The sequence below is a fragment of the Pseudomonas argentinensis genome, assembly GCF_001839655.2.
GTDB lineage: Bacteria > Pseudomonadota > Gammaproteobacteria > Pseudomonadales > Pseudomonadaceae > Aquipseudomonas > Aquipseudomonas argentinensis_B.
The window spans coordinates 2328023-2353382 of the sequence record NZ_CP056087.1; the positions used below are offsets into that span (position 1 = coordinate 2328023).

Sequence of the window (25360 nt, forward strand, 5' to 3'; positions counted from 1 at the left end):
GGGATAACCGGCCGTTCCTTTGTATCGGACGAAAAACTTTCCAGGAAATTGAATGATGTCGCTGCAACCCGGTCTCTACCGTCATTACAAAGGTCCCGAGTACCGCGTGCTGGGCGTGGCCAGGCACTCGGAGAGCGAAGAGGAAGTGGTCGTCTACCAGGCGCTGTATGGCGAATTCGGCCTCTGGGTGCGGCCGCTGGCGATGTTCACCAGCGAGGTGGAACTGGACGGCGAGCAGGTTCCACGCTTTGCTTTGGTCGAGGCCGAAGCGAGTGTTTTAAGTCGCCCCTGAGGGCGCCTCAGGAAGCGGTCGCCCTTGACCTTGCCTTGACCGCCACTATATATAGCGGGGCCAAAGCTGAACGCAGGGCCATCGCAGGCGTGCAAATGCACCTCTTCGGTCCACGGCAGCACCACGCTTCTTGCGTTCGCTCCATCGAGCGGGCGCCTTCATCGTCGATGCGATACGCGTCGACTCGATACGCCCAACAGTGTTTTCAGGCGCCTGGTCGCCGTTCACCTACCGAATTTCAGGAATTTTCCAATCCATGGGTAAATCGCTGGTCATCGTGGAATCCCCGGCCAAGGCCAAGACCATCAACAAGTACCTGGGCAGCCAGTACGTGGTGAAGTCGAGCATCGGCCATATCCGCGACCTGCCCACCAGCGGCGGGGCGGCTACCAAGGAACCTGCCAAGCGCGGCAAGGCAGCGGCAGGCGAAGCGCCGGCGTTGTCGCCGAAGGAAAAGGCCAAGCGCCAGCTGTTCGCGCGCATGGGCGTCGACCCGGAGCACGGCTGGAAAGCCAAGTACGAAATCCTGCCCGGCAAGGAAAAGGTGGTCGAGGAACTGCGCCGCCTGGCCAAGGAAGCCGACACCATCTATCTCGCGACCGACTTGGATAGAGAGGGGGAAGCCATCGCCTGGCACCTGCGCGAATCCATCGGCGGCGATGACAGCCGCTACAAGCGCGTGGTGTTCAACGAGATCACCAAGAAGGCCATCCAGGAGGCGTTCTCCGCCCCGGGCGAGCTGGACATCAACCGCGTCAACGCCCAGCAGGCGCGCCGTTTCCTGGACCGCGTGGTGGGCTACATGGTCTCGCCGCTGCTGTGGGCGAAGATCGCCCGTGGCCTGTCGGCCGGCCGCGTGCAGTCGGTGGCCGTGAAGCTGGTGGTCGAGCGCGAGAAGGAAATCCGCGCCTTCGTGCCCGAAGAATACTGGGAAGTGCACGCCGACCTCGGTACTGCCAAGGACGCCCAGGTGCGCTTCGAAGTGGTGCGTGAGAACGGCGCCGCCTTCAAGCCGCTGAACGAAGCCCAGGCCATGGCCGCGCTGGCGACCCTCAAGGCGTCGAGCTACAGCGTCGCCAAGCGCGAGGACAAGCCGACCAGCAGCAAGCCGACCGCGCCGTTCATCACCTCCACCCTGCAGCAGGCGGCCAGCACGCGCCTGGGTTTCGGGGTGAAGAAGACCATGATGATGGCCCAGCGGCTCTACGAGGCCGGCTACATCACCTATATGCGTACCGACTCGACCAACCTGTCGGCCGACGCCATCGAGATGGTGCGTGGCTTTATCGACAGCGAGTACGGCAGCAAATACCTGCCGGAGAAGCCCAACTATTACTCGAGCAAGGAGGGCGCCCAGGAGGCGCACGAGGCGATCCGCCCTTCGGACGTCAACCTGCGGCCGACCCAGCTGTCCGGCATGGAGCGCGACGCCGAGCGCCTGTACGAGCTGATCTGGCGCCAGTTCGTGGCCTGCCAGATGCCGCCGGCCGAGTACCTGTCGACCACCGTGACCGTCACCGCTTCGCAGTTCGAGCTGCGCGCCAAGGGCCGTATCCTCAAGTTCGACGGTTACACCCGTGCCCAGCCACAGATGAGCAAGCCGGGCGACGATGCCGTGCTGCCGGAAATGCAGGAGCGCGAGTCGCTCAGGCTGATCAAGCTCGATCCCAGCCAGCACTTCACCAAGCCGCCGGCACGCTACTCGGAAGCCAGCCTGGTCAAGGAAATGGAAAAGCGTGGTATCGGCCGTCCGTCCACCTACGCAGCGATCATTTCCACCATCCAGGACCGCGGCTACGTCGCCCTGCACAACCGTCGTTTCTATTCCGAGAAGATGGGCGACATCGTCACCGAGCGTCTCAGCGAGAGCTTCGCCGACCTGATGGACTACGGCTTCACCGCCGGCATGGAAGAGAATCTCGATGACGTCGCCCAGGGCGAGCGCGAGTGGAAGCACCTGCTCGACGAGTTCTACGGCGACTTCAAGAAGAAGCTCGAAGTGGCCGCCGACGGCGACCACGGCATGCGTGCCAACACGCCGACCCTGACCGATATCCCGTGCCGCGAATGTGGCCGGCCGATGATGATCCGCACCGCCTCCACCGGCGTGTTCCTCGGCTGCTCGGGCTACGCCCTGCCGCCGAAAGAGCGCTGCAAGGCCACCATCAACCTGGTGCCGGGCGACGAGATCGCCGCCGATGACGAGGGCGAGTCGGAATCGCGGGTGCTGCTCGGCAAGCATCGCTGCCCGATCTGCGCCACGGCGATGGACGCCTACCTGCTGGACGAAACTCGCAAACTGCATATCTGCGGTAACAACCCGGATTGCGCGGGCTATGAAATCGAGCAGGGCCAGTTCCGTATCAAGGGCTATGAAGGCCCGAGCCTGGAATGCGACAAGTGCGGCAGCCAGATGCAGCTCAAGACCGGCCGTTTCGGCAAGTTCTTCGGCTGTACCAACAGCGAGTGCAAGAACACCCGCAAGTTGCTGCGCAACGGCGAGCCGGCGCCACCCAAGATGGATGCGGTGAAGATGCCGGAGCTCAAGTGCGAGAAGGTCGACGACACCTACGTGCTGCGCGATGGCGCGTCGGGGCTGTTCCTGGCTGCCAGCCAGTTCCCGAAGAACCGCGAAACCCGGGCACCCCTGGTACTCGAGCTGTTGCCGCACAAGGACGAGATCGATCCGAAGTACCACTTCCTGTTCGATGCGCCGGCGCGCGATCCGGAAGGCCGTGCGGCAGTGATCCGCTACAGCCGCAAGACCAAGGAGCAATACGTACAGACCGAAGTGGACGGCAAGCCTACGGGCTGGAAGGCGTTCTTCGACGGCGGCAAGTGGAAGGTCGAAGACAAGCGTTGATCCGTGCTCGGTGCGCGCGTCATGCGCGCACCCGAGGCTATCTGGAGAGTGCATATGGCTGGCGAACTGTATACCCGTACCAATCAGAAGATCTTCTACGCCGGCCTCTCCCTGGAGTCCTGGCGCAAGGCCGAAGAGGGGCGGGCCATGAATGCCCAGGCGCTGGTGCAGGCCGAGCGCGAGGCCACGCTGTTTCATCTGTACGGTGCGTTGCTTGGGCTGTGCCATGAGGTTGCCGGCTTCTACCGTTTGCCCAACAGCAGCGCTGCCCGTGCCGAAGTGCTGCTGGATCGCCAGAACCTGAACGGGGCGCCAAGCCCGGAGCTGGCGGAACTGGTCGAGCTGGCCGAAAACCGGCAGACCTGGCTTGGGCAGCTTCTGGCTGCCCATGCCGAGCTGTTCAAACCGCCGCGTCCGCCCCGCGAGCCAAAGGGCGATCCCAACGCCTCCGCCCTGATCGAGGCGGTAAGCCTGGGCGATGAGCCGCCGCTGCTTGAGCGCGAAACCCTGGAAGGCTGGCGGCAGGAACTCAAGGCGCTGGCCCAGCGTTTTCGTGTCGGGCTCAGCGAGTGGTAAGCGTCGCCCGATATTGAGCCAAAGCCGTTTGGCATCTGGCGGCTTTTTCATCAACCGATCAGGCGGGCTGGCTGTTACACTGTACGGCCTTTTGTGGCACGCCTCCTCGAGACGCTGCCCTTCGTGGAGAATCCGAGTTATGCCTACGTCTTTCCTTGAAATCGTCGAACTGCCCGATGGGCGCATCGCCCTGCGTCGCGCCGACGATGAGGAAGCACTGGTCGTGCTGGACTTCTCGGAGGATGCCAAGGCGTTCCTGCAGGGCCAGCATGTGGAGGTCGCCAAGGCGATGCTCAATGTCGGCGTGCAAATGGCGGGCAGAATGGCTGAAGGTGATTTCGAGCAGGAAGACGAGCAGCCGCGCGTTTTGCATTAACTACAGGCTGCAGGCCACAAGTTGCAGGCTATAGGCAATAGCGAAAAGCCCCTCCAGCGTGAGGGGCTTTTTCATGGGAACACCGTCCCATGGGCCAAGCCATTCGACGAGTTACCGTACGGCCGGGCACGCTTGCAGCTTGCAGCTTGCAGCTTGCAGCGTCAGCCCAGGCTGATATTCAGGCTTTGCGCCTTGCCGGTGCGCGCTGCTGCTTCGAGCTGCTGGCGTGCATGCTGGGGCAGGGGGTGCAGCCAGCTGACCACGGTGTGGCTGCGGCCAAGCTTCAGGGCTTCCTGAGCCAGTTGCAGCGGGCTCTGGTTGCGACGCGGCTGCAGCAGCAGAATACGCTCACGGTTAAGGCCGGCGTCACGCAGCCAGCTCTGGGTCAGGCTGGCGGGCGGGGCGATCAGGGTCAGCCAGCGTTCGTCATCCTTCTCGCTCAGTTCTCGCAGCATGGGCGCCAGTAGCGTCAGGCAATGCCCAGCGGCACCACGCAGCGACACCTCGCTGAACGCGGCTTCCTGGCTGGTTGGTTCCTCTACAACTGCGAGGGTCGATGCCAGAAAGGCATCGAACAGGGGCAGCTGGTTACGGCTCAACGACTGGGGGAACTGCATGACGCCTCCAATTAGCGGCGGATGACGCCGACACTCAAACCTTCGATGACCAGGTTCTGCTCCTCGAGATTCACCTCGATCGGGGCGAACTCCGGGTTTTCCGCCAGCAACCACACGGTATTGCCTTCGCGCTTGAAGCGCTTGACCGTCACTTCATCGTCGATGCGCGCGACCACCACCTGGCCGTTGCGCACCTCACTGGTGGTGTGCACCGCCAGCAGGTCACCGTCGATGATGCCGATGTCCTTCATGCTCATGCCGCGTACGCGCAGCAGGTAGTCGGCCTTGGGACGGAAGAAGTCCGGGTTGATCCGGCAGGCCTCTTCTATATGCTGTTGCGCCAGGATCGGCGCACCGGCGGCGACACGACCGATCACCGGCAGCCCGTCTTCTTCTTCCTGGTTGGGCTCGAAGCCCGGAATGCGAATGCCGCGGGAGGCGCCCGGGGTCATCTCGATGGCGCCTTTGCGCGCCAGGGCCTTGAGGTGTTCCTCGGCCGCGTTCGGCGACTTGAAGCCCAGGGCCTGAGCGATCTCCGCGCGGGTTGGCGGGTAGCCGTTGTCTTCCAGGCACTGCTTGATGAAGGCGAGAATTTCGCCTTGGCGGGGCGTCAGCTTGATCATGTGAGGCGCTCTGGCTTTTTATACAGTGACTGGGATTATATACAGTAAGTCGTGCTTGGCAATCGGTTGATGCCCGCCGTGTTGATATAAGGCCAGGCAGCGGATGACCGGTAACCCGGGGTAGAGGGCAGCGGCGACGTGCGACGCGCTCGCCAAATGGTGACTGAGCAGCCAGAATACGCCCTGCGCGACTTGACAGTGGCACGCGCTGAAACGTATGTTTCAAACACTTGTTTGTCTGGTGGATGTCATGGCGCAATCGGAAACCGTTGAACGCATTCTCGACGCGGCGGAGCAGTTGTTCGCGGAGAAGGGCTTCGCCGAAACGTCGCTGCGCCTGATCACCAGCAAGGCCGGGGTCAATCTGGCGGCCGTCAACTACCACTTCGGCTCCAAGAAGGCCCTGATCCAGGCAGTGTTCTCGCGCTTTCTCGGGCCGTTCTGTACCAGCCTGGAGCGCGAACTGGACAAACGCCAGAGCAAGCCCGGGGTGACCTTCAGCCTCGAGGAACTGCTCGAGTTGCTGGTCGAGCAGGCCCTGGCGGTCAAACCGCGCAGCGGCAATGACCTGTCGATCTTCATGCGCCTGCTGGGCCTGGCATTCAGCCAGAGCCAGGGCCACCTGCGCAAATACCTCGAAGAAGTCTACGGCAAGGTATTCCGCCGCTACATGTACCTGGTGCACGAAGCGGCACCCGGCATTCCGCCCCTGGAGCTGTTCTGGCGCGTGCATTTCATGCTTGGCGCTGCAGCCTTCAGTATGTCCGGTATCAAGGCGTTGCGCGCCATGGCCGAAAGCGACTTCGGCGTGGACACCTCGATCGAACAGGTGATGCGCCTGATGGTACCGTTCCTGGCGGCGGGCATGCGCTCGGAGAGCGGCGTGACCGATCCGCGTCTGGCGTCGGCGCAGCTCATTCCCCGCCACAAAAGCCCGCCCAGCAAGTCCTGAGGCTTGTCGGTGGGCCTCGGCTGCCCCTAAGCTACCGCCCTTTAGTGCGCCCAGTCCTGCCGGCTGGTTCGTGTCGCCCGTGCGACCGGGAACCCTTTGTCGCGCCATTGTCAGATGGCCATTGGGCGTGATGCTTATCTTCAAGGAATTCTGTTGTGACGACTCCCCTGTATGGCTCCCTGATGGTGGATATCGCCGGTCCCTGGCTGACCGCCGAGGATCGCCAGCTGTTGCGCCAGCCCGAGGTTGGTGGCCTGATCATCTTTGCCCGCAATATCGAGAACCCGCGGCAGGTGCGGGAATTGTGCGAGTCCATCCGCGCGGTGCGTCCCGACCTGCTGCTAGCGGTGGATCAGGAGGGCGGGCGCGTGCAGCGCCTGCGTCAGGGGTTCGTGAAGTTGCCGGCGATGCGGGCCATCGCCGGTTGCGCCGGTGCCGAGCAACTGGCGCGCCAGTGCGGCTGGCTGATGGCCACCGAAGTGTTGGCGGTGGGGCTGGACCTGAGCTTCGCTCCGGTGCTGGACCTGGACCACGAGCGCAGTGCGGTGGTCGGCCACCGCGCCTTCGAGGGCGACCCCGAGCGGGCCACGCAGCTGGCCGGCGCCTTTATCCGCGGCATGGCGGAGGCGGGCATGGCGGCCACGGGCAAGCATTTCCCCGGCCATGGCTGGGCCGAGGCCGACTCCCACGTGGCGATTCCCCTTGACGAGCGCAGCCTGGATGAAATCCGCCAGCAGGATCTGCGCCCGTTCGCGGTGCTGAGTCGCGACCTGGCCGCAGTGATGCCGGCCCACGTCATCTACCCGCAGGTCGACAGCCAGCCGGCCGGCTTCTCGCGCCGCTGGCTACAGGACATCCTGCGCGGCGAGCTGGGCTTCGAGGGGGTGATCTTCAGCGACGACCTGTCGATGGCCGGCGCCCATGTGGTCGGTGATGCCGCCAGCCGTATCGAGGCAGCGCTGAGCGCCGGCTGCGACATGGGGCTGGTGTGCAATGACCGGGCGGCGGCGGAGCTGGCGCTGTCGGCAGCGCAGCGCCTCGAGGTCGTTGCACCGAAAGGGCTGGAGCGTATGCGTCGGCGCGCTTTTCCGGGTGTCGACTACCGCCAGGATCCACGCTGGGCGCAGGCGCTCTCGGCGTTGCGCGCCGCGCAGTTGGTGGAGTAAGGCGAGGACATTTGTCTCGATTTATCGCGCTGACTGCAAAGTGGGGCAGATTCAGCCGGCCGTTCGCGATCGTGGGAGGGGCCGGCGGCGATCCGCTTTAGCCCCGAGCTCTTTGTTTGCCTTGATAAAAAAATCGCGGCTAAAGCCGCTCCCGCGAGATCGCTGGATGTCTGCTTCTGCGTTGTATCAGGGACGTAGGGTGGACGACGCTTCATCCGTCCACCATGCAACGATCGAAAAGGTGGACACAAAGAGCGTTGTCCACCCTACGCAGGGAGTGGCTGCTTCTGCCTTGTAGCTGCCGCAATAGGGTAACAAGCAGGCCCCTGAGTATCGCCACGCCCTAAATGATCAGGGCCGCATAAGCGGCCCTGATCGTTTTCAGCTCTTCACCGTCGCCAGTAGCCGCTCCAGCAGCGCTTCCAGGGTATTGAAGCGTTCCTCGGCGCGTTCCATCGGCACCGAGAAGCGGAACAGCGTGGCGCCTTCGAACTTGTAGCGGTTCGGCGCACTCTGGATCAGCTTGATCAGCGTCAGCGGATCGACCGGCGTTTCCGCGGCGAACTCGATGCGCCCGCCCTGTGGCCCGGCATCGATCTTCTTGATGCCCAGCCGTTCGGCCTGCAGCTTCATCAGTGTCAGGCGCACCAGGTGCTTGGTCGGCTCGGGCAGCAGGCCGAAGCGGTCGATCATCTCCACCTGCAGTTCCTTGAGACCGTCCTCGTCGTTGGCATTGGCAATGCGCTTGTAGAGAATCAGGCGGGCGTGCACGTCCGGCAGGTAATCCTCGGGGATCAGCGCCGGCACCCGCAGGTTGATTTCCGGCCCGCCGCCCAGGGGCTGGTCGAGGTTCGGCTGCTCGCCCTTGCGGATCGACTTGACCGCCCGTTCGAGCATTTCCATGTACAGGGTGAAGCCGACCGCCTGGATCTGCCCGCTCTGGCCGTCGCCGAGCAGTTCGCCGGCACCGCGGATTTCCAGGTCGTGGGTGGCCAGCACGAAGCCGGCACCCAGGTCCTGGGCGTTGGCGATGGCCTCCAGGCGCTTCTGCGCGTCGTCGGTCATCTGCTTGCGTGGCGGGGTCAGCAGGTAGGCGTAGGCCTGGTGGTGGCTGCGGCCGACGCGGCCGCGCAGCTGGTGCAGCTGGGCCAGGCCGAACTTGTCGGCGCGCTCGATGATGATGGTGTTGGCACTCGGCACGTCGATGCCGGTCTCGATGATGGTCGAGGCGATCAGCACGTTGAAGCGCTTGTGATAGAAGTCGCCCATCACCTGTTCCAGCTCGCGCTCGTGCATCTGCCCATGGCCGATGCCGATGCGCGCCTCGGGCACCAGTTCGGCGAGGTCGGCGGCGCACTTCTCGATGGTCTTCACGTCGTTGTGCAGGTAGTACACCTGGCCGCCGCGCAACAGTTCGCGCAGCAGCGCTTCCTTGATGGTCGGCTTGTTCTGCTCCATGACGAAGGTGCGCACCGACAGGCGCCGCGCCGGTGGGGTGGCGATGATCGAAAGGTCGCGCATGCCCGACACCGCCATGTTCAGGGTGCGCGGAATCGGCGTGGCGGTGAGGGTGAGAATGTCCACTTCGCTGCGCAGGGCCTTGAGGGCCTCCTTCTGGCGCACCCCGAAACGGTGCTCCTCGTCGATGATCACCAGGCCCAGGTTCTTGATCTTGACGTCGTCCTGCAACAGCTTGTGGGTGCCGATGATGATGTCGATCTTGCCTTCGGCCAGCTGCTCGATGGCGGCGCTGACTTCCTTGGCGCTCTTGAAACGGCTCATCACCTCGACGGTCACCGGCCAGTCGGCGAAGCGGTCGCGGAAGCTGTTGTAGTGCTGCTGGGCGAGCAGGGTGGTCGGCACCAGGATCGCCACCTGCTTGCCGCCGTGCACGGCGATGAACGCGGCGCGCATGGCCACTTCGGTCTTGCCGAAGCCGACGTCGCCGCACACCAGCCGATCCATCGGCTTGGCGGCGAGCATGTCCTCGCGCACCGCCTCGATGGCGCTCTGCTGATCCGGCGTTTCCTCGAACGGAAAGCCGGCGCTGAAGGTTTCGTAATCGGCTTTCGGGTCGCGGAACGCGTAGCCCTCGCGGGCGGCGCGGCGGGCATAGATGTCGAGCAACTCGGCGGCGACGTCGCGCACCTGCTCGGCAGCCTTGCGCTTGGCCTTCTGCCAGGTTTCCGAGCCCAGGCGGTGCAGCGGCGCCAGGGCGTCGTCGCTGCCGGTGTAGCGGGCGATCAGGTGCAGGCTGGCCACCGGCACGTAGAGCTTGGCTTCCTCGGCGTACATCAGGGCGAGAAATTCGGCGGCCTGGCCGTCGAATTCCATGGTCACCAGGCCCAGGTAACGGCCCACGCCATGGTCGATGTGCACCACCGGCGCGCCTTCGCGCAGCTCGGTGAGGTTCTTGATCACGTTGTCGCCGGCATCGCGGGTCTTCTCCCGGCGGCGGCGCTGCATGATGCGCTGGCCGAACAGCGGGCTCTCGGCGATCAGCGCGATGTCAGCGAGCTGCAGGCCTTCGTCGAGCGGCGCGATGGTAATGCCCAGGCGCTCCTTGCTCGCGCAGAACTGCGGCCAGCCCTCGACTTCCCTGGGCTTGAGCTTGAGCCGGGCGAGCAGCTCGAGCAGCACCTCGCGGCGCCCGGCGGACTCGGCGCAGAACAGCACGCGGCCCGGGTATTCCTCGATAAAGCGGCGCAGGGCGGCCAGCGGTTCACTGGTCTTGGCCTGGATCGCCAGGTCGGGTAGGGCACTGGCCTCGAAGCGCGTACGGCCGACGCCTGGCTCGATGTCCTCGGGGCTGATCACCACCCGCGGCCAGTCCTTAAGGCGGGCGAAGCAGTCCTCGACCGGCAGGAAGATATCGGCGGGCGGCAGCAGCGGCCGCTCGGGGTCGACCCGGCGTTCCTCGTAGCGGTTGCGCGCATCCGTCCAGAACTGCTCGGCGGCCTTTTCGATCCCGGGCAGCGAGAACACCTGGGTGTCCTGGGGCAGGTAGTCGAAGAGGGTGGCGGTTTCCTCGAAGAACAGCGGCAGGTAGTACTCGATACCCGCCGGGGTGATGCCGGTGGACAGGTCCTGGTAGATCGGGCAGCGCCGGAAGTCGACGTCGAAGCGCTCGCGGAAGCGGCCACGGAAGTCGGTGATGGCCTTCTTCTCCAGCGGGAACTCGCGTGCCGGCAACAGTTTGATCGACTCGACCTTGTCGACCGAGCGCTGGGTCTCCGGGTCGAAGGTGCGCAGCGTCTCGATCTCGTCGTCGAACAGGTCGATACGAAAGGGTTGCTTGCTGCCCATCGGGAACAGGTCGATCAGCGCGCCGCGCACGGTGAATTCGCCATGCTCGTAGACGGTGTCGACATAGCGATAACCGGTGGCTTCCAGGCGCGCGCGCATGTCATCGACATTGATGCGCTGGCCGACGTCCAGCACCAGGCTGCTGCCGAGCAGAAAGCGCGTGGGCGCGAGGCGATGCAGCGCCGTGGTGATCGGCACCACCAGAATGCCGTGCTTGAGCTCCGGCAGGCGGTACAGCGCGGCAATGCGCTGGGAGATGATGTCCTGGTGCGGCGAGAACAGGTCGTAGGGCAGGGTTTCCCAGTCCGGGAAGTGCAGCACGGGCAGTTCGGGCGCGAAGAAGCTCAGTTCCTGCTCCAGGCGTTCGGCGCTCTGGCTGTCGGCGGTGAGCAGCAGGGTGAAGCGTTTGGCGGAGTTGGCCGCCTCGGCGATGGCCAGGCTCAGCGCGGCACCGGGCAGGTTGCCCCAGTGTTGTTTACCGGCGGTGGCCGGCAAGGACGGCAGACGCAGTACAGGCACGGGTGGCTCGCGATTGGTAACGATTTGGCCCCTGATTGTAACTATCCGCGAGGATGACTGTCAGTGTTTCGACCGCTGCAGATTGCCGACCCCTAGCTGGCTCGTCATAATGTAGCCCCTTTTTTCAGCCCCTACATGTGGAAGGTAATGCCGTGACTCAGAAGCCCGACCAGTGTCTTGGTGAATGGATTGACCGTGAAGCTCTCGCCGAGGCGATGATTCCGCTGATCGGTCAGCTGTACCGCAACAACAACGTGGTGCTGTCGATCCATGGCCGCAGCCTGATCAACCGCTCGGTCATCGAGATTCTCAAGGCGCATCGCTTCGCCCGTCACCGTCAGGCTGACGAGAACGGCCTGGCCGTTCACGATTCCTACGCCGTGCTCAAGGCCATGAGCGAGCTCAAACTGGGCGCTGCGTCCGTCGATCTGGGCAAGATGGTCGGCAAGTTCAAGGCTGAAGGTAACGGCCGCAGCATCGAGCAGTTCGTCAAGGACGAGCTGGCCGACGTCGCCAACCAGCAGAACGCCTCGCCACGCAAGGGCACCGACGTGGTGCTCTACGGTTTTGGCCGTATCGGCCGCCTGCTGGCGCGCATCCTGATCGAACACACCGGTGGTGGCGACGGCCTGCGTCTGCGCGCCATCGTCGTGCGCAAGGGCGCCGAGAACGACCTGGTCAAGCGCGCCAGCCTGCTGCGCCGCGACTCGGTACACGGCAAGTTCGACGGCACCATCACCATCGACGAAGCCAACAACACGCTGACCGCCAACGGCAACCTGATCCAGGTGATCTACGCCAAGGATCCGTCGGCCGTCGACTACACCCAGTACGGCATCAAGGATGCGCTGCTGGTCGACAACACCGGCGTCTGGCGTGATGCCGACGGCCTGGGCCAGCACCTCAAGTGCCCGGGCATCGACCGCGTGATCCTCACCGCACCGGGCAAGGGCGCGCTGAAGAACATCGTGCATGGCATCAACCATGGCGAAATCACCGCCGACGACAAGATCATCTCGGCCGCCTCCTGCACCACCAACGCCATCGTGCCGGTGCTCAAGGCGGTCAATGACCAGTACGGCATCGTCAATGGCCACGTCGAGACCGTTCACTCGTACACCAACGACCAGAACCTGATCGACAACTTCCACAAGGGCAGCCGTCGTGGCCGTAGCGCCGCGCTGAACATGGTCATCACCGAAACCGGTGCCGCCACCGCTGCCGCCAAGGCGCTGCCGGTGCTCAAGGGCAAGCTGACCGGCAACGCGATTCGCGTGCCGACGCCGAACGTGTCGATGGCCATTCTCAACCTGAACCTGGAGAAGGCCACCAGCCGCGAAGAGATCAACGAGTACCTGCGCCAGATGGCCATGCACTCGGACCTGCAGAAACAGATCGATTTCGTCAGCTCCCAGGAAGTGGTGTCCACCGACTTCGTCGGTTCGCGCCATGCCGGTGTGGTCGATGCCGAAGCCACCATCGCCAACGACAACCGCGTCGTGCTGTACGTCTGGTACGACAACGAGTTCGGCTACAGCTGCCAGGTGATTCGCGTGATGGAAGAAATGGCCGGGGTCAATCCGCCTGCCTTCCCGCGTTGATCGCGCCGGTATGAAAAAATGGGAGCCCGAGGGCTCCCATTTTTATTGGCCTTCCGTGAGCAAGCCGAGTCTCTGGACCGGGCTCGCAATAATATTCGGAGAAGGCGCTTTTTGGCGGGCAAGGAGGCATATGAACAGAGAAAGACTGGAGCAGGGGCAAATTCCCATCTACTTCGCTGCAGTCACCGTGGCGGCGCTTGGTGGGGTGCTGGCGCCTGCTGTTTTTCAGGCAATGGCGGTTCTGGTGACACCTGCCATTGCGCTGCTGATGTACGCCATGTTCCTGCAGATTCCTTTTCTGGCGCTGCGACAAGGCTTGAGCGACAGGCGTTTTGTGGTGGCACTTATGGTCGCCAATTTCGTTCTGGTGCCGATGCTTGTTTGGGCATTGACCCGAAGTCTGGTCGACCACCCGGCACTGCTGGTAGGTGCTTTGCTGGTTTTGCTCACGCCGTGTATCGACTATGTCGTGGTATTCACGCACATCGGCAGGGGTGATTCGCAGCGGATGCTGGCCGCGACGCCCTTGCTGCTGTTGCTCCAGTTGCTGTTGCTGCCCCTGTACCTGAGCCTCATGCTGGAGGCGGGGGCTCCACTGGTTATCGCCATTGAGCCCTTTGTCGAAGCGTTCCTCGTCCTGATCGTCCTGCCGCTGGTGCTGGCCGTTATCACCTGTGACGCAGGGCGTAGGTGGCAAACCGTGCAGCGCTGGAACAGTGCCTGGGCCTGGGCGCCGGTGCCTGCCATGGCAATTGTGTTAGTGGTGGTGATCGGCTCGCAAATCGACTTCGTCATGCGCGAGCTTGGCAGGCTGCTACCGGTAGTGCCCGTTTATCTCGGTTTCATGGTGCTGGCGCCTTTGCTTGGCGCCTTGGCCGCCTGGATGGTCAGGCTACCGGCCGGGACGGCACGCTCGGTGGTTTTCAGCAGTTCGACCCGGAACTCGTTGGTGGTATTGCCGCTGGCACTGGCACTGCCCGAGGGCGTTCGTGAGTTGGCCGCAGCGGCCGTCATAACCCAGACGCTTGTGGAACTGATGAGTGAGCTGATCTATATCCGTGCGGTACCGTCGCTGATCTGGCGCAAGCGCAGGCCACCTCCGTGAATAGCCGCAACGGGAATGCTGTCATATCGCAACGAGCACAAGCCGGCAGGGCCTCTCTGGCTGGCGGGTTGTCCATGGGGGCGGGTCTGGAATGCCCGCTCAACTGTTGCGTCCTGTAACGTAAGTTCCAGGGAAAGCAACAGCTTGGGTAGCGTCGCGTTGTCGCACAACCGTATAATCCCGTCGATTTTTACCCGCGTCCGCCCTTCGTTTGCATTGGCTATTGCTAGTTCAGTGCGTGACGAGCATTTGCGTTTCAGGCTGCGGACGTATTCCAAGAAAGCTTAAACAGTGGTTAGGCAGACCTATGATCAAAATAAAACATGGGCTTGATTTGCCCATAACAGGCGCGCCGGCTCAGCAGATCGAAGCAGCCAGGCCGGTGCGCAGTGTCGCTGTCATAGGCTTCGATTATCACGATATGAAACCCTCCATGGCGGTTCAGGTCGGGGATCGGGTCAAGCTGGGCCAAATTCTGTTCTCCGACAAGAAGCTGGAGGGTGTGCATTACACCGCCCCTGGTGCTGGTGTAGTGAGCGCCATTCACCGCGGTGAGAAGCGGGTGCTGCAATCGGTTGTCATAGAACTGGATGGCGACGAGCAGGAAAACTTCGCTCAGTATACCCATGAGCAGCTGGCCAGCCTGAATGACCAGCAGGTGCGAGATAATCTGCTGCATTCCGGCCTCTGGACCGCTCTGCGCACTCGGCCTTACAGCAAGGTGCCTGCGGCCGATGCCGTGCCCAGCTCGATATTCGTCACGGCCATCGATACTCATCCGCTGGCTGCTGACCCTGCCGTAGTGATCGCCGAGCAGGCCGCCTATTTCGAAAGTGGGCTCAAGGTACTCAGCCGCCTGGCTCGTGTGTTCCTCTGCAAGGCCGAGGGCGTCACGTTGCCCGGCGAAGCCGTGGCTGGAGTGACCAGTGAATCCTTCGCCGGCCCACACCCCGCAGGTCTACCCGGCACTCATATTCATTTCCTCGATCCGGTAAGCGTCAACAAGAGCGTATGGACGATCAACTATCAGGACACCATCGCCATCGGCAAACTGTTCTCCACCGGACAGTTGTCAGTGGAGCGTGTCGTTGCGCTAGCGGGGCCTGTCGTCGAGCGTCCACGTCTGTTGCGTACCCGTCTGGGCGCCAACCTCAGTGAGCTGACGGCAGGTGAGCTGCAGCCTGGCAACAACCGTGTGGTCTCTGGCTCGCTGCTGGGCGGGCGTATCTCCCGCGGCGCCTGTGATTTTCTTGGGCGTTACCATCTGCAGGTATCCTGCCTGCGCGAAGGGAATGATCGCGAATTGATGCATTACCTGCGTGCCGGGGTGAACAAGCATTCGGTGCTCAACATCTTTGTGTCGAAGTTGAACGCTGCCAAGCGGTTCGCTTTTTCCACCAGTACCAACGGCAGCCCGCGAGCGATGGTGCCGGTGGGTAACTACGAGGTCGTGATGCCCCTCGATATCCTGCCGACCCAGCTGCTGCGTTATCTGATCGTCGGTGATACGGAAATGGCTCAGAAGCTTGGTTGCCTGGAGCTCGACGAAGAAGACCTGGCGCTGTGTACTTACGTATGTGCCGGTAAGTATGAGTATGGTCCGATCCTGCGGGACAACCTCAGCCGTATCGAAAAGGAGGGCTAATCCGTGGGTATCCGTGCATTTCTCGACAAGATCGAGCATAACTTCGAAAAGGGCGGCAAGTACGAGAAGTGGTACGCCCTCTACGAGGCGGCCGACACCTTTTTCTACCGTCCCGGTAGCGTGACCAAGACCACCGCTCATGTGCGCGATGGCCTCGATCTCAAGCGCATGATGATCACCGTCTGGGCCTGTACCTTTCCGGCCATGTTCTTCGGCATGTGGAATACCGGTTACCAGGCCAACCTGATCTTCGCCCAGAACCCCGAGCTGTTGGCGGCGCAGGACGGCTGGCGCTTCGGGCTGATCGGCTCGCTGGCGGGCTTCGATCCCAACAGCCTGTGGGACAACTTTATCCAGGGGGCAGCCTATTTCCTGCCCGTGTATGCGGTGACCTTCATCGTTGGCGGCTTCTGGGAGGTGCTGTTCGCCTCCATCCGTCGTCATGAGGTCAACGAAGGCTTCTTCGTCACCTCGGTGCTGTTCGCTCTGATTCTGCCGCCCAGCATTCCGCTGTGGCAGGTGGCCCTGGGCATCAGCTTCGGCGTGGTGATCGGCAAGGAAGTGTTCGGCGGTACCGGCAAGAACTTCCTCAATCCGGCGCTGACCGGCCGTGCCTTCCTGTTCTTCGCCTACCCGGCGCAGATGTCCGGTGACGGGGTGTGGACGGCGGTCGACGGCTTCGCGGGCGCGACCTCGTTGAGCCTGGCGTCCTCCGGTGGTATCGATAACGTCATCAACAACGGCGTGACCTGGATGGATGCCTTCATCGGCACCATGCATGGCTCGATCGGCGAGACCAGCACCCTGGCCATCCTGATCGGCGGTGCGGTACTGCTGCTCACCAAGATCGCTTCCTGGCGTATTGTCAGCGGCGTGATGATCGGCATGATCGGCCTGAGCACACTGTTCAACACCATTGGCTCGGAAAGCAACCCGATGTTCGCCATGCCGTGGTACTGGCATCTGGTGGTTGGCGGCTTCGCCTTCGGCATGATCTTCATGGCTACCGATCCAGTTTCGGCATCGATGACCAATACCGGCAAATGGATCTTCGGCATTCTCATCGGCGTGATGGTGGTATTGATTCGTGTCGTCAACCCGGCGTTCCCCGAGGGCATGATGCTGGCGATCCTGTTTGCCAATCTGTTCGCACCGCTGATCGACCATTTCGTCGTACAGGCCAATATCAAGCGGAGGCTGGCACGCAATGTCTAGTCAAAAAGAATCCACCGCCCGCACACTGCTCGTGGCGTTGCTGGTCTGTCTGGTTTGCTCGGTGTTCGTAGCCGGCGCCGCGGTGGCGCTCAAGCCCACCCAGCTGGAAAACCGCCTGCTGGACAAGCAGCGCAGTATCCTGGCGATTGCCGGGCTGGGTAATCCGAACATGCCGGGTTCTGCGGTTCGCGCCATGTTCGAGGACACCATCCAGGCGCGGCTGGTCGATCTGCAAACCGGCAAGTTCTCCGACAAGTTCGACCCGGTGACCTTCGAGCCCCTGGCGGCTGCCAAGGATCCCGAATTGTCGCGTCCGCTGTCGGCTAGCGAGGACATTGCCTCGATTCGTCGCCTGGAGAACTACACCACCGTATATGTGGTGGAAAAGGACGGCCAGCTTGACACCGTGATCCTGCCCGTACGCGGTTACGGCCTGTGGTCGACCCTGCACGGCTTCATCGCGCTCAAGGGCGATCTCAATACTGTGGTCGGCATGGGCTTCTATCAGCACGCCGAAACCCCCGGCCTGGGCGGTGAAGTCGACAATCCGAAGTGGACCGGCCAGTGGCCCGGCAAGAAAATCTTCGACGAGGACGGCCAGCTCAAGGTGCAGGTCGTCAAGGGCGGCGTGAACCCGCAGAGCCCGGACGCCATTCACCAGGTCGATGGCCTGGCGGGCGCCACACTCACCGGTAACGGCGTTGATCATCTGCTCAAGTTCTGGCTCGGTCAGAACGGTCTTGGTCCGTTTATCGCTAACCTGCGCGCAGGGGAGGCTTGATATGGCACAGCCATCTATCAAAGACGTATTGCTCAACCCGATTTTCAACAACAACCCGATCGGCCTGCAGATTCTCGGCATCTGCTCCGCGCTGGCGGTAACCTCCAACCTCAAGACCGCCCTGGTGATGTCGGTGGCGCTGACCATGGTGACCGGGTTCTCCAACCTGTTCATTTCCATGATCCGCAGCCAGATCCCGGCGTCGATCCGCATGATCGTGCAGATGGTGATCATCGCCTCGCTGGTGATCCTGGTCGACCAGTTGCTCAAGGCCTTCGCCTTCAGCCTGTCCAAGCAGCTGTCGGTATTCGTCGGCCTGATCATCACCAACTGTATCGTGATGGGCCGCGCCGAGGCCTTCGCCATGCAGAACCCGCCGGTCCTGTCGTTCTTCGACGGCATCGGTAACGGCCTGGGCTACAGCGCCATGCTGATTGCCCTGGGCATCATCCGCGAGTTGTTCGGCGCCGGCAAACTGATGGGCTACACCATCATCCCGGTGGTCAATGACGGCGGCTGGTACCAGCCCAACGGCATGCTGCTGCTGCCGCCTTCGGCCTTCTTCCTGATCGGCCTGTTCATCTGGGGCATCCGGGTGTGGAAGACCGACCAGATCGAGAAGAAAGACTTCAAGATGGCGCCCCAGGTTTCCAACAAGGAGGCCTACTGATGGAACATTACATCAGCCTGTTCGTGCGGGCGGTGTTTGTCGAGAACATGGCCCTGGCGTTCTTCCTGGGCATGTGTACCTTCATCGCCATCTCCAAGAAGGTGGAAACCGCCATCGGTCTGGGCGTGGCCGTAGTCGTGGTGCTCGGTATCACCATGCCGGTCAACAACCTGATCTACGCCAACCTGCTCAAGGACGGCGCGCTGGCCTGGGCCGGCCTGCCGGATGTGGACCTGAGCTTCCTGGGCCTGTTGACCTTCATCGGGGTGATCGCGGCCATCGTGCAGATTCTGGAAATGACCCTGGACAAGTACGTACCCGCGCTCTACAACGCGCTGGGCGTGTTCCTGCCGCTGATCACCGTCAACTGCGCCATCATGGGTGGCTCGCTGTTCATGGTCGAACGCGACTACAACCTGGCCGAGAGCACGGTCTACGGTGTCGGCGCCGGGGTCTCCTGGGCGCTGGCCATCGCCGCGCTGGCCGGTATTCGCGAAAAGCTCAAGTACAGTGACGTGCCGGCGGGCCTGCAAGGGCTGGGCATCACATTTATCACCATCGGTCTGATGTCGCTGGGCTTCATGTCCTTCTCCGGCGTGCAGCTTTAAGGGTGGGATGAAGGGATGAATTACGAAGTATTTATCGCGATCGGCATGTTCACCGGCATCGTGCTGGCGTTGGTGCTGATCATCATGGCGGCACGCGCCAAGCTGGTATCCAGCGGTGACGTGAACATCGAAATCAACGGCGAGAAGACCATCACGGTTCCGGCGGGCGGCAAGCTACTGCAGACGCTGGCGGCCAATAACATCTTCCTCTCGTCCGCCTGCGGCGGCGGTGGCACCTGCGCGCAGTGCAAGTGCATCATCGAAGAGGGCGGCGGCGAGATGCTGTCCACCGAGGAATCGCACTTCACCAAGCGCGAGGCCCGTGAGGGCTGGCGCCTGTCCTGCCAGGCTTCGGTGAAGCAGGACATGAAGATCGAAGTGCCGGAAGAGGTGTTCGGCGTCAAGAAGTGGGAGTGCACCGTCGAGTCCAACCCCAACGTGGCGACCTTCATCAAGGAACTCACGCTGCGTCTGCCGGAAGGCGAGAACGTCGACTTCCGTGCCGGTGGCTACGTGCAGTTGGAATGTCCGCCCCACGAAGTGCACTACAAGGACTTCGACATCCAGGAGGAATATCGCGGCGACTGGGACAAATTCAACCAGTGGAAGTACGTGTCCAAGGTCGACGAGACCGTGATCCGTGCCTATTCCATGGCCAACTATCCGGAGGAGCGCGGTCTGGTCAAGTTCAACATCCGCATCGCCTCGCCACCACCGGGCAAGGACCATCTGCCGCCCGGCCAGATGTCGTCCTATGTGTTCAGCCTCAAACCCGGCGACAAGATCACCGTGTACGGACCCTTCGGTGAGTTCTTCGCCAAGGATACCGACGCCGAGATGATCTTCATCGGCGGTGGTGCCGGTATGGCGCCGATGCGCTCGCATATCTTCGACCAGCTCAAGCGCCTGAAGTCGACCCGCAAGATCAGCTTCTGGTATGGCGCGCGCTCCATGCGCGAATCCTTCTACAACGAAGAATACGATCAGTTGCAGGCGGAGAACCCGAACTTCGAATGGCACCTGGCACTGTCCGATCCGCAGCCGGAAGACAACTGGACCGGTCTTACCGGTTTCATCCACAACGTGCTCTACGAGAACTACCTCAAGGATCACCCGGCGCCGGAAGACTGCGAATTCTACATGTGTGGCCCGCCCATGATGAACGCCGCCGTGATCAAGATGCTCACCGACCTGGGTGTGGAGTCCGAAAACATCCTGCTCGACGACTTCGGCGGTTAAAACATGAGGTTAGCGGTACTACAGCCCGTTATTGCTGTCGCCTTGGCGGCAGCCCTAACGGGCTGCTTGCATTCAGACAGGATCGAAAGCTTTGGCGGCCCGACCATGGGCAGCACCTATTCGGTGAAATACGTCCAGGCCGAAGGGGTAGCCCCCAAGGCCGAACTGCAAGCGGCGACCGAGGCGATTCTCGCCGAGGTCGACGAGCAGATGTCGACGTACCGGGCCGACTCGGCGATCGAGATCTTCAACCGCGCCCCGGCGGGCAGCTGCCAGGACATGCCGCACGGCGTGCTGGAGTTGATCACCGCGGGCAATCGCCTGCACGAGGAAAGTGGCGGCGCCTTCGACCTGACCCTGGAACCGCTGCTCGACCTCTGGGGCTTCGGGCCCAAGGGCAAGGGCGAGGCGGTGCCCAGCGACGCACAACTGGCACAAGTGCGCCAGCGTGTGGGGCAGGGGCATTTGCGCATCGACGGCCAGCGCCTGTGCAAGGACGTCGACGTTGAAGTCGACTTCAACAGCATTGCCGCGGGCTATGCGGTCGACAGGATCATCGCCCGACTGAGCGAACTCGGCGTGCGCAGCTACCTGGTGGAAGCCACCGGGGAGCTCAAGGCAGCAGGGCTCAAGCCCGACGGCAGTCACTGGCGCATCGGCCTGGAAGAGCCGCGGGACGATCAGCGCGTGGCCCAGCGGATTCTGCAGCTCGACGGTTACGGTATCTCCACCTCTGGTGATTACCGCAACTACTTCGAAGAAAACGGTCAGCGCTATTCCCATACTCTGGATCCGAGTAGCGGGCGGCCGGTCAATCACAAGCTGGCGGCGGTCACCGTGGCAGATCCATCGACCCTTCGTGCCGATGGCTTGTCCACCCTATTGATGGTGCTCGGTCCTGAAGCAGGAAAGCTGTTCGCCGAGCGGCATCAGATTGCGGCATTTTTCGTGACCCGCGACGGCGAGGGTTTCGTCACAGAAAGTACGCCCCAATTCGAGCAGCTATTCGCTGCGGGAGAAGAGCAATGACATTCTTGATCGTGTTCATGGTCATGGCGCTGGTAGTGGCCATGATGGCCGTCGGCGTGATGGCCGGCCGCAAGCCCATCGCCGGTTCCTGTGGCGGCATTGCCAACCTGGGGATCGAGAAGGAATGCTCGATCTGTGGCGGGGACCGCCAGAAGTGCGAGGAAGTCAGCCGCGATCCGCAAGAGGGCAGCGACGCCGGCGTGCAGCGCTTCGACCCGAGCAAGCGCTGATCGCCAACCGGCGCCTGGAGCGTTACCCTAGGCGCCTTTGCAGGATGTTGTGTGCCAGGCCGCCTCGCGGCCTGGTTCTGCCGATAACGCGAGGTAAGCGTTGCGGCGTGATCTGAGGAGTGAACATGGCGGTCTACAACTACGATGTCGTGGTACTGGGCTCCGGCCCTGCAGGTGAAGGGGCGGCGATGAACGCGGCCAAGGCCGGTCGCAAGGTGGCGGTGGTCGACGACCGCCGCGAAGTGGGCGGCAACTGCACCCACCTGGGTACCATCCCTTCCAAAGCGCTGCGCCACTCGGTGCGGCAGATCATGCAGTTCAACACCAACCCCATGTTCCGCCAGATCGGCGAGCCGCGCTGGTTCTCCTTCCCTGACGTGCTGAAAAGCGCCGAACGGGTGATCGCCAAGCAGGTCACCTCGCGCACCGGCTACTACGCGCGCAACCGCATCGACGTGTTCTTCGGCACCGGCAGCTTCGCCGACGAGCAGACCATCGAAGTGGTCTGCCCCAACGGCGTGGTGGAAACCCTGTCGGCCAAGCAGGTGATCATCGCCACCGGTTCACGCCCGTACCGTCCGGCGGATATCGACTTCAACCACCCGCGGGTCTACGACAGCGACACCATCCTGACCTTGAGCCATACTCCGCGCCGCCTGATCATCTATGGCGCCGGCGTGATCGGCAGCGAGTACGCGTCGATCTTCAGTGGCCTTGGCGTGCTGGTCGACCTGATCGACAACCGCGATCAGCTGCTGAGCTTCCTCGATTCGGAAATCTCCGATGCCCTGAGCTATCACCTGCGTACCAACAACGTGCTGATTCGTCACAACGAGGAGTACGAGCGCATCGAGGGTCTGGACAACGGCGTAATCCTGCACCTGAAATCCGGCAAGAAGATCAAGGCCGATGCGCTGCTGTGGTGTAACGGCCGTACCGGCAATACCGACAAGCTGGGCCTGGAGAACATCGGCATCAGCGTCAACAGCCGTGGCCAGGTGCACGTCGACGAGCATTACCGCACCGAAGTCTCGAACATCTATGCTGCCGGCGACGTGATCGGCTGGCCGAGCCTGGCCAGTGCCGCGGCCGACCAGGGGCGCTCGGCGGCCGGCAGCATCGTCGACAATGGCAGCTGGCGGATCGTTGACGACATCCCCACCGGCATCTACACCATTCCCGAGATCAGCTCGATCGGCAAGAACGAGCACGAGCTGACCAAGGCCAAGATCCCTTACGAAGTCGGCAAGGCGTTCTTCAAGAGCATGGCCCGGGCGCAGATTTCCCATGAGCCGGTGGGCATGCTGAAAATCCTCTTCCATCGCGAAACCCTGGAAGTGCTTGGCGTGCACTGCTTCGGTTATCAGGCGTCGGAGATCGTGCACATCGGCCAGGCGATCATGAACCAGAAGGGCGAGGCGAATACCCTCAAGTACTTCGTCAACACCACCTTCAACTATCCGACCATGGCCGAAGCCTACCGGGTGGCGGCGTTCGACGGCCTCAACCGGCTTTTTTGAGCGGCTCCGGCCGGCGGCCTGAGCCGGTCGGGGATCCGTTCGCCGACTCCCGCGACTGGCGCTGGCCAAACCGCGAGAGCGTCTGAGCAGGCCAGGAAACCGATCCCTCGGGGATCGGTTTTTTTATGGGCGGGCCTTTGGGGTTTTCAGGCGCGGGTTTGCGGATAGGCGGCTAGGTGCTCGACGAGCAATGCCAGTGCTGCGTGCACGGGCAGGTGCGCGCTATCGAGAGTCAATGGCGCCTGCGTCCAGGGCTCATACTCGTGGGCCATGACCGATTGCCAATTGGGCGCCACCAGCCCCGGCACATCACTGATTCTCGATTCCACGCGCTGGCGATGCTGGTCCGGGTCGGAACAGATGACCTGCACATTCAGCAGGGTGCACCCTGCCTGGGCGGCGGTGTCAGCCCAGGCCTGGCGGCTTTCCGCGACCGGGTTGACGCAGTCGGTGATCACTCGGCGTCCCATCTTGAGGTTGTCCAGCGCGATGGCGTTGGCCACCTGGTAGCCGCTGTTGCCGACGTCCTGCCTGAGCGCACCGCTGTTACGCAGTGCCTGTTCGATACTGTCGATGCGCAGGTAAGTGGCTTCGAGGTGGGTGGCCAGGGCTTTGGCGAGGGTGGTCTTGCCGGTGCCGGGCAGGCCGCTGAAGACAATCAGCATGTTCGATCCTTCTGTGCTAGTGCCTCTCCCCTGGAGCGGGCAGTGGGAGCGCGCCATGCGCGCGAAATCACGGGCATGGCCCGTTCCCACATAAGGGGCGCCGTGCTACTGCGCTCAACCGCGCAGCGTGCTGACAGCGATACCGGGAAAGTCGGTGATGATGCTGTCGGCGCCGAAGTCGGCGAGGCGGCGCATCAGGGCGGGTTCGTTGACCGTCCACACCGACACGTGCAGGCCGGCTTTCTGGGCCTTGAGCAGGCGTTCCGGGGTGCACAGCGTCCAGTTCAGGGCCAGCAGGTCGCAGCCGTAGTTACGCGCCACCTTGATCGGATCCAGCCAGGCGTACTCGGCGACCAGGCCGCGGCCCAGATGGGGTGTCAGGCGCTGGGCGGCACTCAGCACTTCCCGGGAGCTGGAGGTGATGGTGATCCTGTCGTCCAGCCCGAAACGGCGACTGAGCAGGGCGATGGCCTCCACGGTGCGCGCGGCGCGCACCCTGGAGGCACTCTTGACCTCGAGCTGCCAGTGCTCGAAGTCGCATTGCTCGAACAATTCGCTCAGCCGTGGGATAGGGCAGGGGTGCCGCCACCCCGGGCCGCCGCGACGGGCGTCATAACGCACCAGCTCGGCGGCGTCGTGCTCCACCACTTTGCCGCGGTGGCCGGTGGTGCGCTTGAGCGTCGGATCGTGGATGACCATCAGCTCGCCGTCGCGCGACAGGTGCAGATCCAGTTCGCAGCGGCGCACGCCGTGCTCCAGGCACTGCTGAAAGCTGACCAGGGTGTTTTCCGGGGCTTCGCCCTTGGCGCCGCGATGGCCGTAGATCAGGGTCACGGTTGCTCCTTACTCGGTGGCGGTGGTGCGCGGTTGCAGGTGGCGCACGCTGTTGATCACATGGTCGTATTCGAAATAGACGCTGAATTCGCGGTAGTCCCAGCGGGTGATCGGCGGCTTGCCGACCGCGGGGTGTTCTTCATCGGCGAGGCCGAAGCGTTCCAGCACCGAGCGCTTGGACTGGCCCTTTTGCGGCACCTCGGTAAGGTCAGCGCCTTGCTGGCCGATGGGAATCGTCAGGGTGTCGGCCTGGGCAGCCAGTGGCAGCAACAGGGTCAGCGAAAGCAGCAGTCGGGAAGGGGTCACGTGAGTTCCTCGCGGGCCTGGCGGCGCTCCTGCGCCTGACGCTGCAGGATATGCCGGGCGAGCAACTGGCGTTGTGCGTCAGTCAGCGCTTCGAACTCGGCGCCGATCTCGAACTGGCCGTCACGCTCGGAGCAATGCAGCACCCTGGCGCGCAGCAGCAGGCCGAGTGCCTGGGGCATCAAGACCATCTGCATGGCCAGGTGGCTGTCGACCGTTACCGGTTGGGCGTTGAGAAAACTGATGCCGCCCTCGGACAGCGTCACCCGCTTGGGCGGCCCGATATCGCGCAGCAGGCTCTGGGCCATGGCCTGGCCGAGCAGGTCGATGCGTTTGTTGACCACCTTGAGGTAGCCCGCCAGGGTGCGGTCGCGCTCGCTGATATTGCGCAGCAGGTGCTGGGATTCGAAATCCATCACATGCAGTTCGCTGAGCAGGTTGAACAGCGGTGAGGCGTCGTGAAGCTCGTCACTGGCCAGGGCGTCGGCACCGGCCAGGGGGGTGAAATCCAGTGCGATCCTGTCCTCGATACGGTAATATTCGCGGCGATCGTTTTCGTCTTGAGTCGACATGGCGAACCCATGGCAGCAGTGGTGGTCAGAGTGTAAGGCCGCTCGCCAGGCCC

At 62.9% G+C, this 25360-nt stretch carries 24 protein-coding genes; 17 read left to right on the plus strand and 7 right to left on the minus strand.

Annotation, left to right across the window (positions count from 1 at the left end):
- The first annotated feature begins 55 nt into the window (after nucleotides 1-55).
- From SA190iCDA_RS10420 to SA190iCDA_RS10435, 4 genes are all read left to right on the plus strand, one after another.
- On the plus strand, nucleotides 56-292 hold the full coding sequence (locus SA190iCDA_RS10420; protein WP_070886911.1) for a DUF1653 domain-containing protein: 237 nt from the start codon (nucleotides 56-58) through the stop codon (nucleotides 290-292).
- Nucleotides 293-548: 256 nt separating this feature from the next.
- The gene (gene topA / locus SA190iCDA_RS10425) at nucleotides 549-3155 is read left to right on the plus strand and encodes a type I DNA topoisomerase (protein ID WP_070886861.1); all 2607 of its coding nucleotides are present in this window, start codon (nucleotides 549-551) and stop codon (nucleotides 3153-3155) included.
- Between the two features lie 54 nt (nucleotides 3156-3209).
- Entirely contained in the window at nucleotides 3210-3731 is a 522-nt protein-coding gene (locus SA190iCDA_RS10430; protein ID WP_070886862.1) for a DUF6586 family protein, read from the plus strand.
- Nucleotides 3732-3870: 139 nt separating this feature from the next.
- Nucleotides 3871-4107 (plus strand): hypothetical protein, encoded by a 237-nt coding sequence (locus SA190iCDA_RS10435; RefSeq protein ID WP_042555598.1) that lies wholly within the window; start codon nucleotides 3871-3873, stop codon nucleotides 4105-4107.
- A 161-nt stretch (nucleotides 4108-4268) separates the two neighbouring features.
- On the opposite strand, the gene sulA is transcribed toward SA190iCDA_RS10435, so the two are convergent.
- Both sulA and lexA read right to left on the minus strand, forming a co-directional pair.
- The gene (gene sulA / locus SA190iCDA_RS10440; RefSeq protein WP_070886863.1) at nucleotides 4269-4724 is read right to left on the minus strand and encodes an SOS-induced cell division inhibitor SulA; all 456 of its coding nucleotides are present in this window, start codon (nucleotides 4722-4724) and stop codon (nucleotides 4269-4271) included.
- 11 nt (nucleotides 4725-4735) lie between these two features.
- Nucleotides 4736-5347, minus strand: coding sequence for a transcriptional repressor LexA (lexA, locus tag SA190iCDA_RS10445; RefSeq protein WP_070886864.1), 612 nt, complete (start codon nucleotides 5345-5347; stop codon nucleotides 4736-4738).
- 250 nt (nucleotides 5348-5597) lie between these two features.
- Here lexA and SA190iCDA_RS10450 point away from each other — a divergent pair, with 250 nt between their 5' ends.
- Entirely contained in the window at nucleotides 5598-6299 is a 702-nt protein-coding gene (locus SA190iCDA_RS10450; RefSeq protein ID WP_070886865.1) for a TetR/AcrR family transcriptional regulator, read from the plus strand.
- A 167-nt stretch (nucleotides 6300-6466) separates the two neighbouring features.
- The gene (gene nagZ / locus SA190iCDA_RS10455) at nucleotides 6467-7465 is read left to right on the plus strand and encodes a beta-N-acetylhexosaminidase (protein ID WP_170833969.1); all 999 of its coding nucleotides are present in this window, start codon (nucleotides 6467-6469) and stop codon (nucleotides 7463-7465) included.
- A gap of 381 nt (nucleotides 7466-7846) precedes the next feature.
- Here nagZ and mfd read toward each other — a convergent pair whose 3' ends face one another.
- Nucleotides 7847-11290, minus strand: a complete 3444-nt coding sequence (gene mfd, locus SA190iCDA_RS10460) for a transcription-repair coupling factor (protein ID WP_070886867.1) — start codon at nucleotides 11288-11290, stop codon at nucleotides 7847-7849.
- Between the two features lie 152 nt (nucleotides 11291-11442).
- Between mfd and SA190iCDA_RS10465 the strand changes: the two genes are divergently transcribed.
- From SA190iCDA_RS10465 to sthA, 11 genes are all read left to right on the plus strand, one after another.
- Entirely contained in the window at nucleotides 11443-12891 is a 1449-nt protein-coding gene (locus SA190iCDA_RS10465; RefSeq protein ID WP_070886868.1) for a glyceraldehyde-3-phosphate dehydrogenase, read from the plus strand.
- A 130-nt stretch (nucleotides 12892-13021) separates the two neighbouring features.
- The gene (locus SA190iCDA_RS10470; protein WP_070886869.1) at nucleotides 13022-13996 is read left to right on the plus strand and encodes an arsenic resistance protein; all 975 of its coding nucleotides are present in this window, start codon (nucleotides 13022-13024) and stop codon (nucleotides 13994-13996) included.
- 307 nt (nucleotides 13997-14303) lie between these two features.
- Entirely contained in the window at nucleotides 14304-15641 is a 1338-nt protein-coding gene (locus tag SA190iCDA_RS10475; RefSeq protein WP_070886870.1) for a Na(+)-translocating NADH-quinone reductase subunit A, read from the plus strand.
- Nucleotides 15642-15644: 3 nt separating this feature from the next.
- Nucleotides 15645-16856 carry an NADH:ubiquinone reductase (Na(+)-transporting) subunit B gene (locus SA190iCDA_RS10480; RefSeq protein WP_070886871.1) on the plus strand — a complete coding sequence of 404 codons (1212 nt, stop codon included), beginning with the start codon at nucleotides 15645-15647 and terminating at the stop codon, nucleotides 16854-16856.
- Nucleotides 16849-17637, plus strand: coding sequence for a Na(+)-translocating NADH-quinone reductase subunit C (locus SA190iCDA_RS10485; RefSeq protein WP_070886872.1), 789 nt, complete (start codon nucleotides 16849-16851; stop codon nucleotides 17635-17637). Before SA190iCDA_RS10480 ends, SA190iCDA_RS10485 begins: the two co-directional genes overlap by 8 nt.
- Before the next feature lies 1 nt (nucleotide 17638).
- A complete protein-coding gene (locus tag SA190iCDA_RS10490) occupies nucleotides 17639-18307 on the plus strand; it encodes an NADH:ubiquinone reductase (Na(+)-transporting) subunit D (RefSeq protein WP_070886873.1) in 669 nt (222 codons plus the stop codon).
- A complete protein-coding gene (nqrE, locus tag SA190iCDA_RS10495; RefSeq protein WP_070886874.1) occupies nucleotides 18307-18915 on the plus strand; it encodes an NADH:ubiquinone reductase (Na(+)-transporting) subunit E in 609 nt (202 codons plus the stop codon). The genes SA190iCDA_RS10490 and nqrE overlap by 1 nt, the downstream gene beginning before the upstream one ends.
- A 15-nt stretch (nucleotides 18916-18930) precedes the next feature.
- Entirely contained in the window at nucleotides 18931-20154 is a 1224-nt protein-coding gene (gene nqrF, locus SA190iCDA_RS10500) for an NADH:ubiquinone reductase (Na(+)-transporting) subunit F (protein WP_070886875.1), read from the plus strand.
- 105 nt (nucleotides 20155-20259) lie between these two features.
- A complete protein-coding gene (locus tag SA190iCDA_RS10505) occupies nucleotides 20260-21183 on the plus strand; it encodes an FAD:protein FMN transferase (RefSeq protein ID WP_070886876.1) in 924 nt (307 codons plus the stop codon).
- The gene (nqrM, locus tag SA190iCDA_RS10510) at nucleotides 21180-21413 is read left to right on the plus strand and encodes a (Na+)-NQR maturation NqrM (protein WP_070886877.1); all 234 of its coding nucleotides are present in this window, start codon (nucleotides 21180-21182) and stop codon (nucleotides 21411-21413) included. Before SA190iCDA_RS10505 ends, nqrM begins: the two co-directional genes overlap by 4 nt.
- 125 nt (nucleotides 21414-21538) lie before the next feature.
- Nucleotides 21539-22933 carry a Si-specific NAD(P)(+) transhydrogenase gene (gene sthA / locus SA190iCDA_RS10515; RefSeq protein ID WP_070886878.1) on the plus strand — a complete coding sequence of 465 codons (1395 nt, stop codon included), beginning with the start codon at nucleotides 21539-21541 and terminating at the stop codon, nucleotides 22931-22933.
- A 146-nt stretch (nucleotides 22934-23079) separates the two neighbouring features.
- Here the strand turns inward: sthA and SA190iCDA_RS10520 are convergent, their stop codons facing one another.
- The 4 genes from SA190iCDA_RS10520 to SA190iCDA_RS10535 all read right to left on the minus strand — a co-directional run bounded on the left by SA190iCDA_RS10520 (nucleotide 23080) and on the right by SA190iCDA_RS10535 (nucleotide 25307).
- On the minus strand, nucleotides 23080-23598 hold the full coding sequence (locus SA190iCDA_RS10520; RefSeq protein WP_070886879.1) for an AAA family ATPase: 519 nt from the start codon (nucleotides 23596-23598) through the stop codon (nucleotides 23080-23082).
- 114 nt (nucleotides 23599-23712) lie between these two features.
- Nucleotides 23713-24432, minus strand: coding sequence for a glycerophosphodiester phosphodiesterase (locus SA190iCDA_RS10525; protein ID WP_070886880.1), 720 nt, complete (start codon nucleotides 24430-24432; stop codon nucleotides 23713-23715).
- Nucleotides 24433-24441: 9 nt separating this feature from the next.
- Nucleotides 24442-24738, minus strand: a complete 297-nt coding sequence (locus tag SA190iCDA_RS10530) for a phosphodiesterase (RefSeq protein ID WP_070886881.1) — start codon at nucleotides 24736-24738, stop codon at nucleotides 24442-24444.
- Nucleotides 24735-25307 (minus strand): PilZ domain-containing protein, encoded by a 573-nt coding sequence (locus SA190iCDA_RS10535; RefSeq protein ID WP_070886882.1) that lies wholly within the window; start codon nucleotides 25305-25307, stop codon nucleotides 24735-24737. The genes SA190iCDA_RS10530 and SA190iCDA_RS10535 overlap by 4 nt, the downstream gene beginning before the upstream one ends.
- Nucleotides 25308-25360 lie beyond the last annotated feature (53 nt).

Bases quoted from the DNA above. Each gene is read 5' to 3' on its own strand.
- SA190iCDA_RS10420 (WP_070886911.1), top strand. From the start codon at position 56: ATGTCGCTGCAACCCGGTCTCTACCGTCATTACAAAGGTCCCGAGTAC.
- topA (WP_070886861.1), top strand. From the start codon at position 549: ATGGGTAAATCGCTGGTCATCGTGGAATCCCCGGCCAAGGCCAAGACC.
- SA190iCDA_RS10430 (WP_070886862.1), top strand. From the start codon at position 3,210: ATGGCTGGCGAACTGTATACCCGTACCAATCAGAAGATCTTCTACGCC.
- SA190iCDA_RS10435 (WP_042555598.1), top strand. From the start codon at position 3,871: ATGCCTACGTCTTTCCTTGAAATCGTCGAACTGCCCGATGGGCGCATC.
- sulA (WP_070886863.1), bottom strand. From the start codon at position 4,724: ATGCAGTTCCCCCAGTCGTTGAGCCGTAACCAGCTGCCCCTGTTCGAT.
- lexA (WP_070886864.1), bottom strand. From the start codon at position 5,347: ATGATCAAGCTGACGCCCCGCCAAGGCGAAATTCTCGCCTTCATCAAG.
- SA190iCDA_RS10450 (WP_070886865.1), top strand. From the start codon at position 5,598: ATGGCGCAATCGGAAACCGTTGAACGCATTCTCGACGCGGCGGAGCAG.
- SA190iCDA_RS10470 (WP_070886869.1), top strand. From the start codon at position 13,022: ATGAACAGAGAAAGACTGGAGCAGGGGCAAATTCCCATCTACTTCGCT.
- SA190iCDA_RS10475 (WP_070886870.1), top strand. From the start codon at position 14,304: ATGATCAAAATAAAACATGGGCTTGATTTGCCCATAACAGGCGCGCCG.
- SA190iCDA_RS10485 (WP_070886872.1), top strand. From the start codon at position 16,849: ATGTCTAGTCAAAAAGAATCCACCGCCCGCACACTGCTCGTGGCGTTG.
- SA190iCDA_RS10490 (WP_070886873.1), top strand. From the start codon at position 17,639: ATGGCACAGCCATCTATCAAAGACGTATTGCTCAACCCGATTTTCAAC.
- nqrE (WP_070886874.1), top strand. From the start codon at position 18,307: ATGGAACATTACATCAGCCTGTTCGTGCGGGCGGTGTTTGTCGAGAAC.
- nqrF (WP_070886875.1), top strand. From the start codon at position 18,931: ATGAATTACGAAGTATTTATCGCGATCGGCATGTTCACCGGCATCGTG.
- SA190iCDA_RS10505 (WP_070886876.1), top strand. From the start codon at position 20,260: ATGGGCAGCACCTATTCGGTGAAATACGTCCAGGCCGAAGGGGTAGCC.
- nqrM (WP_070886877.1), top strand. From the start codon at position 21,180: ATGACATTCTTGATCGTGTTCATGGTCATGGCGCTGGTAGTGGCCATG.
- sthA (WP_070886878.1), top strand. From the start codon at position 21,539: ATGGCGGTCTACAACTACGATGTCGTGGTACTGGGCTCCGGCCCTGCA.
- SA190iCDA_RS10520 (WP_070886879.1), bottom strand. From the start codon at position 23,598: ATGCTGATTGTCTTCAGCGGCCTGCCCGGCACCGGCAAGACCACCCTC.
- SA190iCDA_RS10535 (WP_070886882.1), bottom strand. From the start codon at position 25,307: ATGTCGACTCAAGACGAAAACGATCGCCGCGAATATTACCGTATCGAG.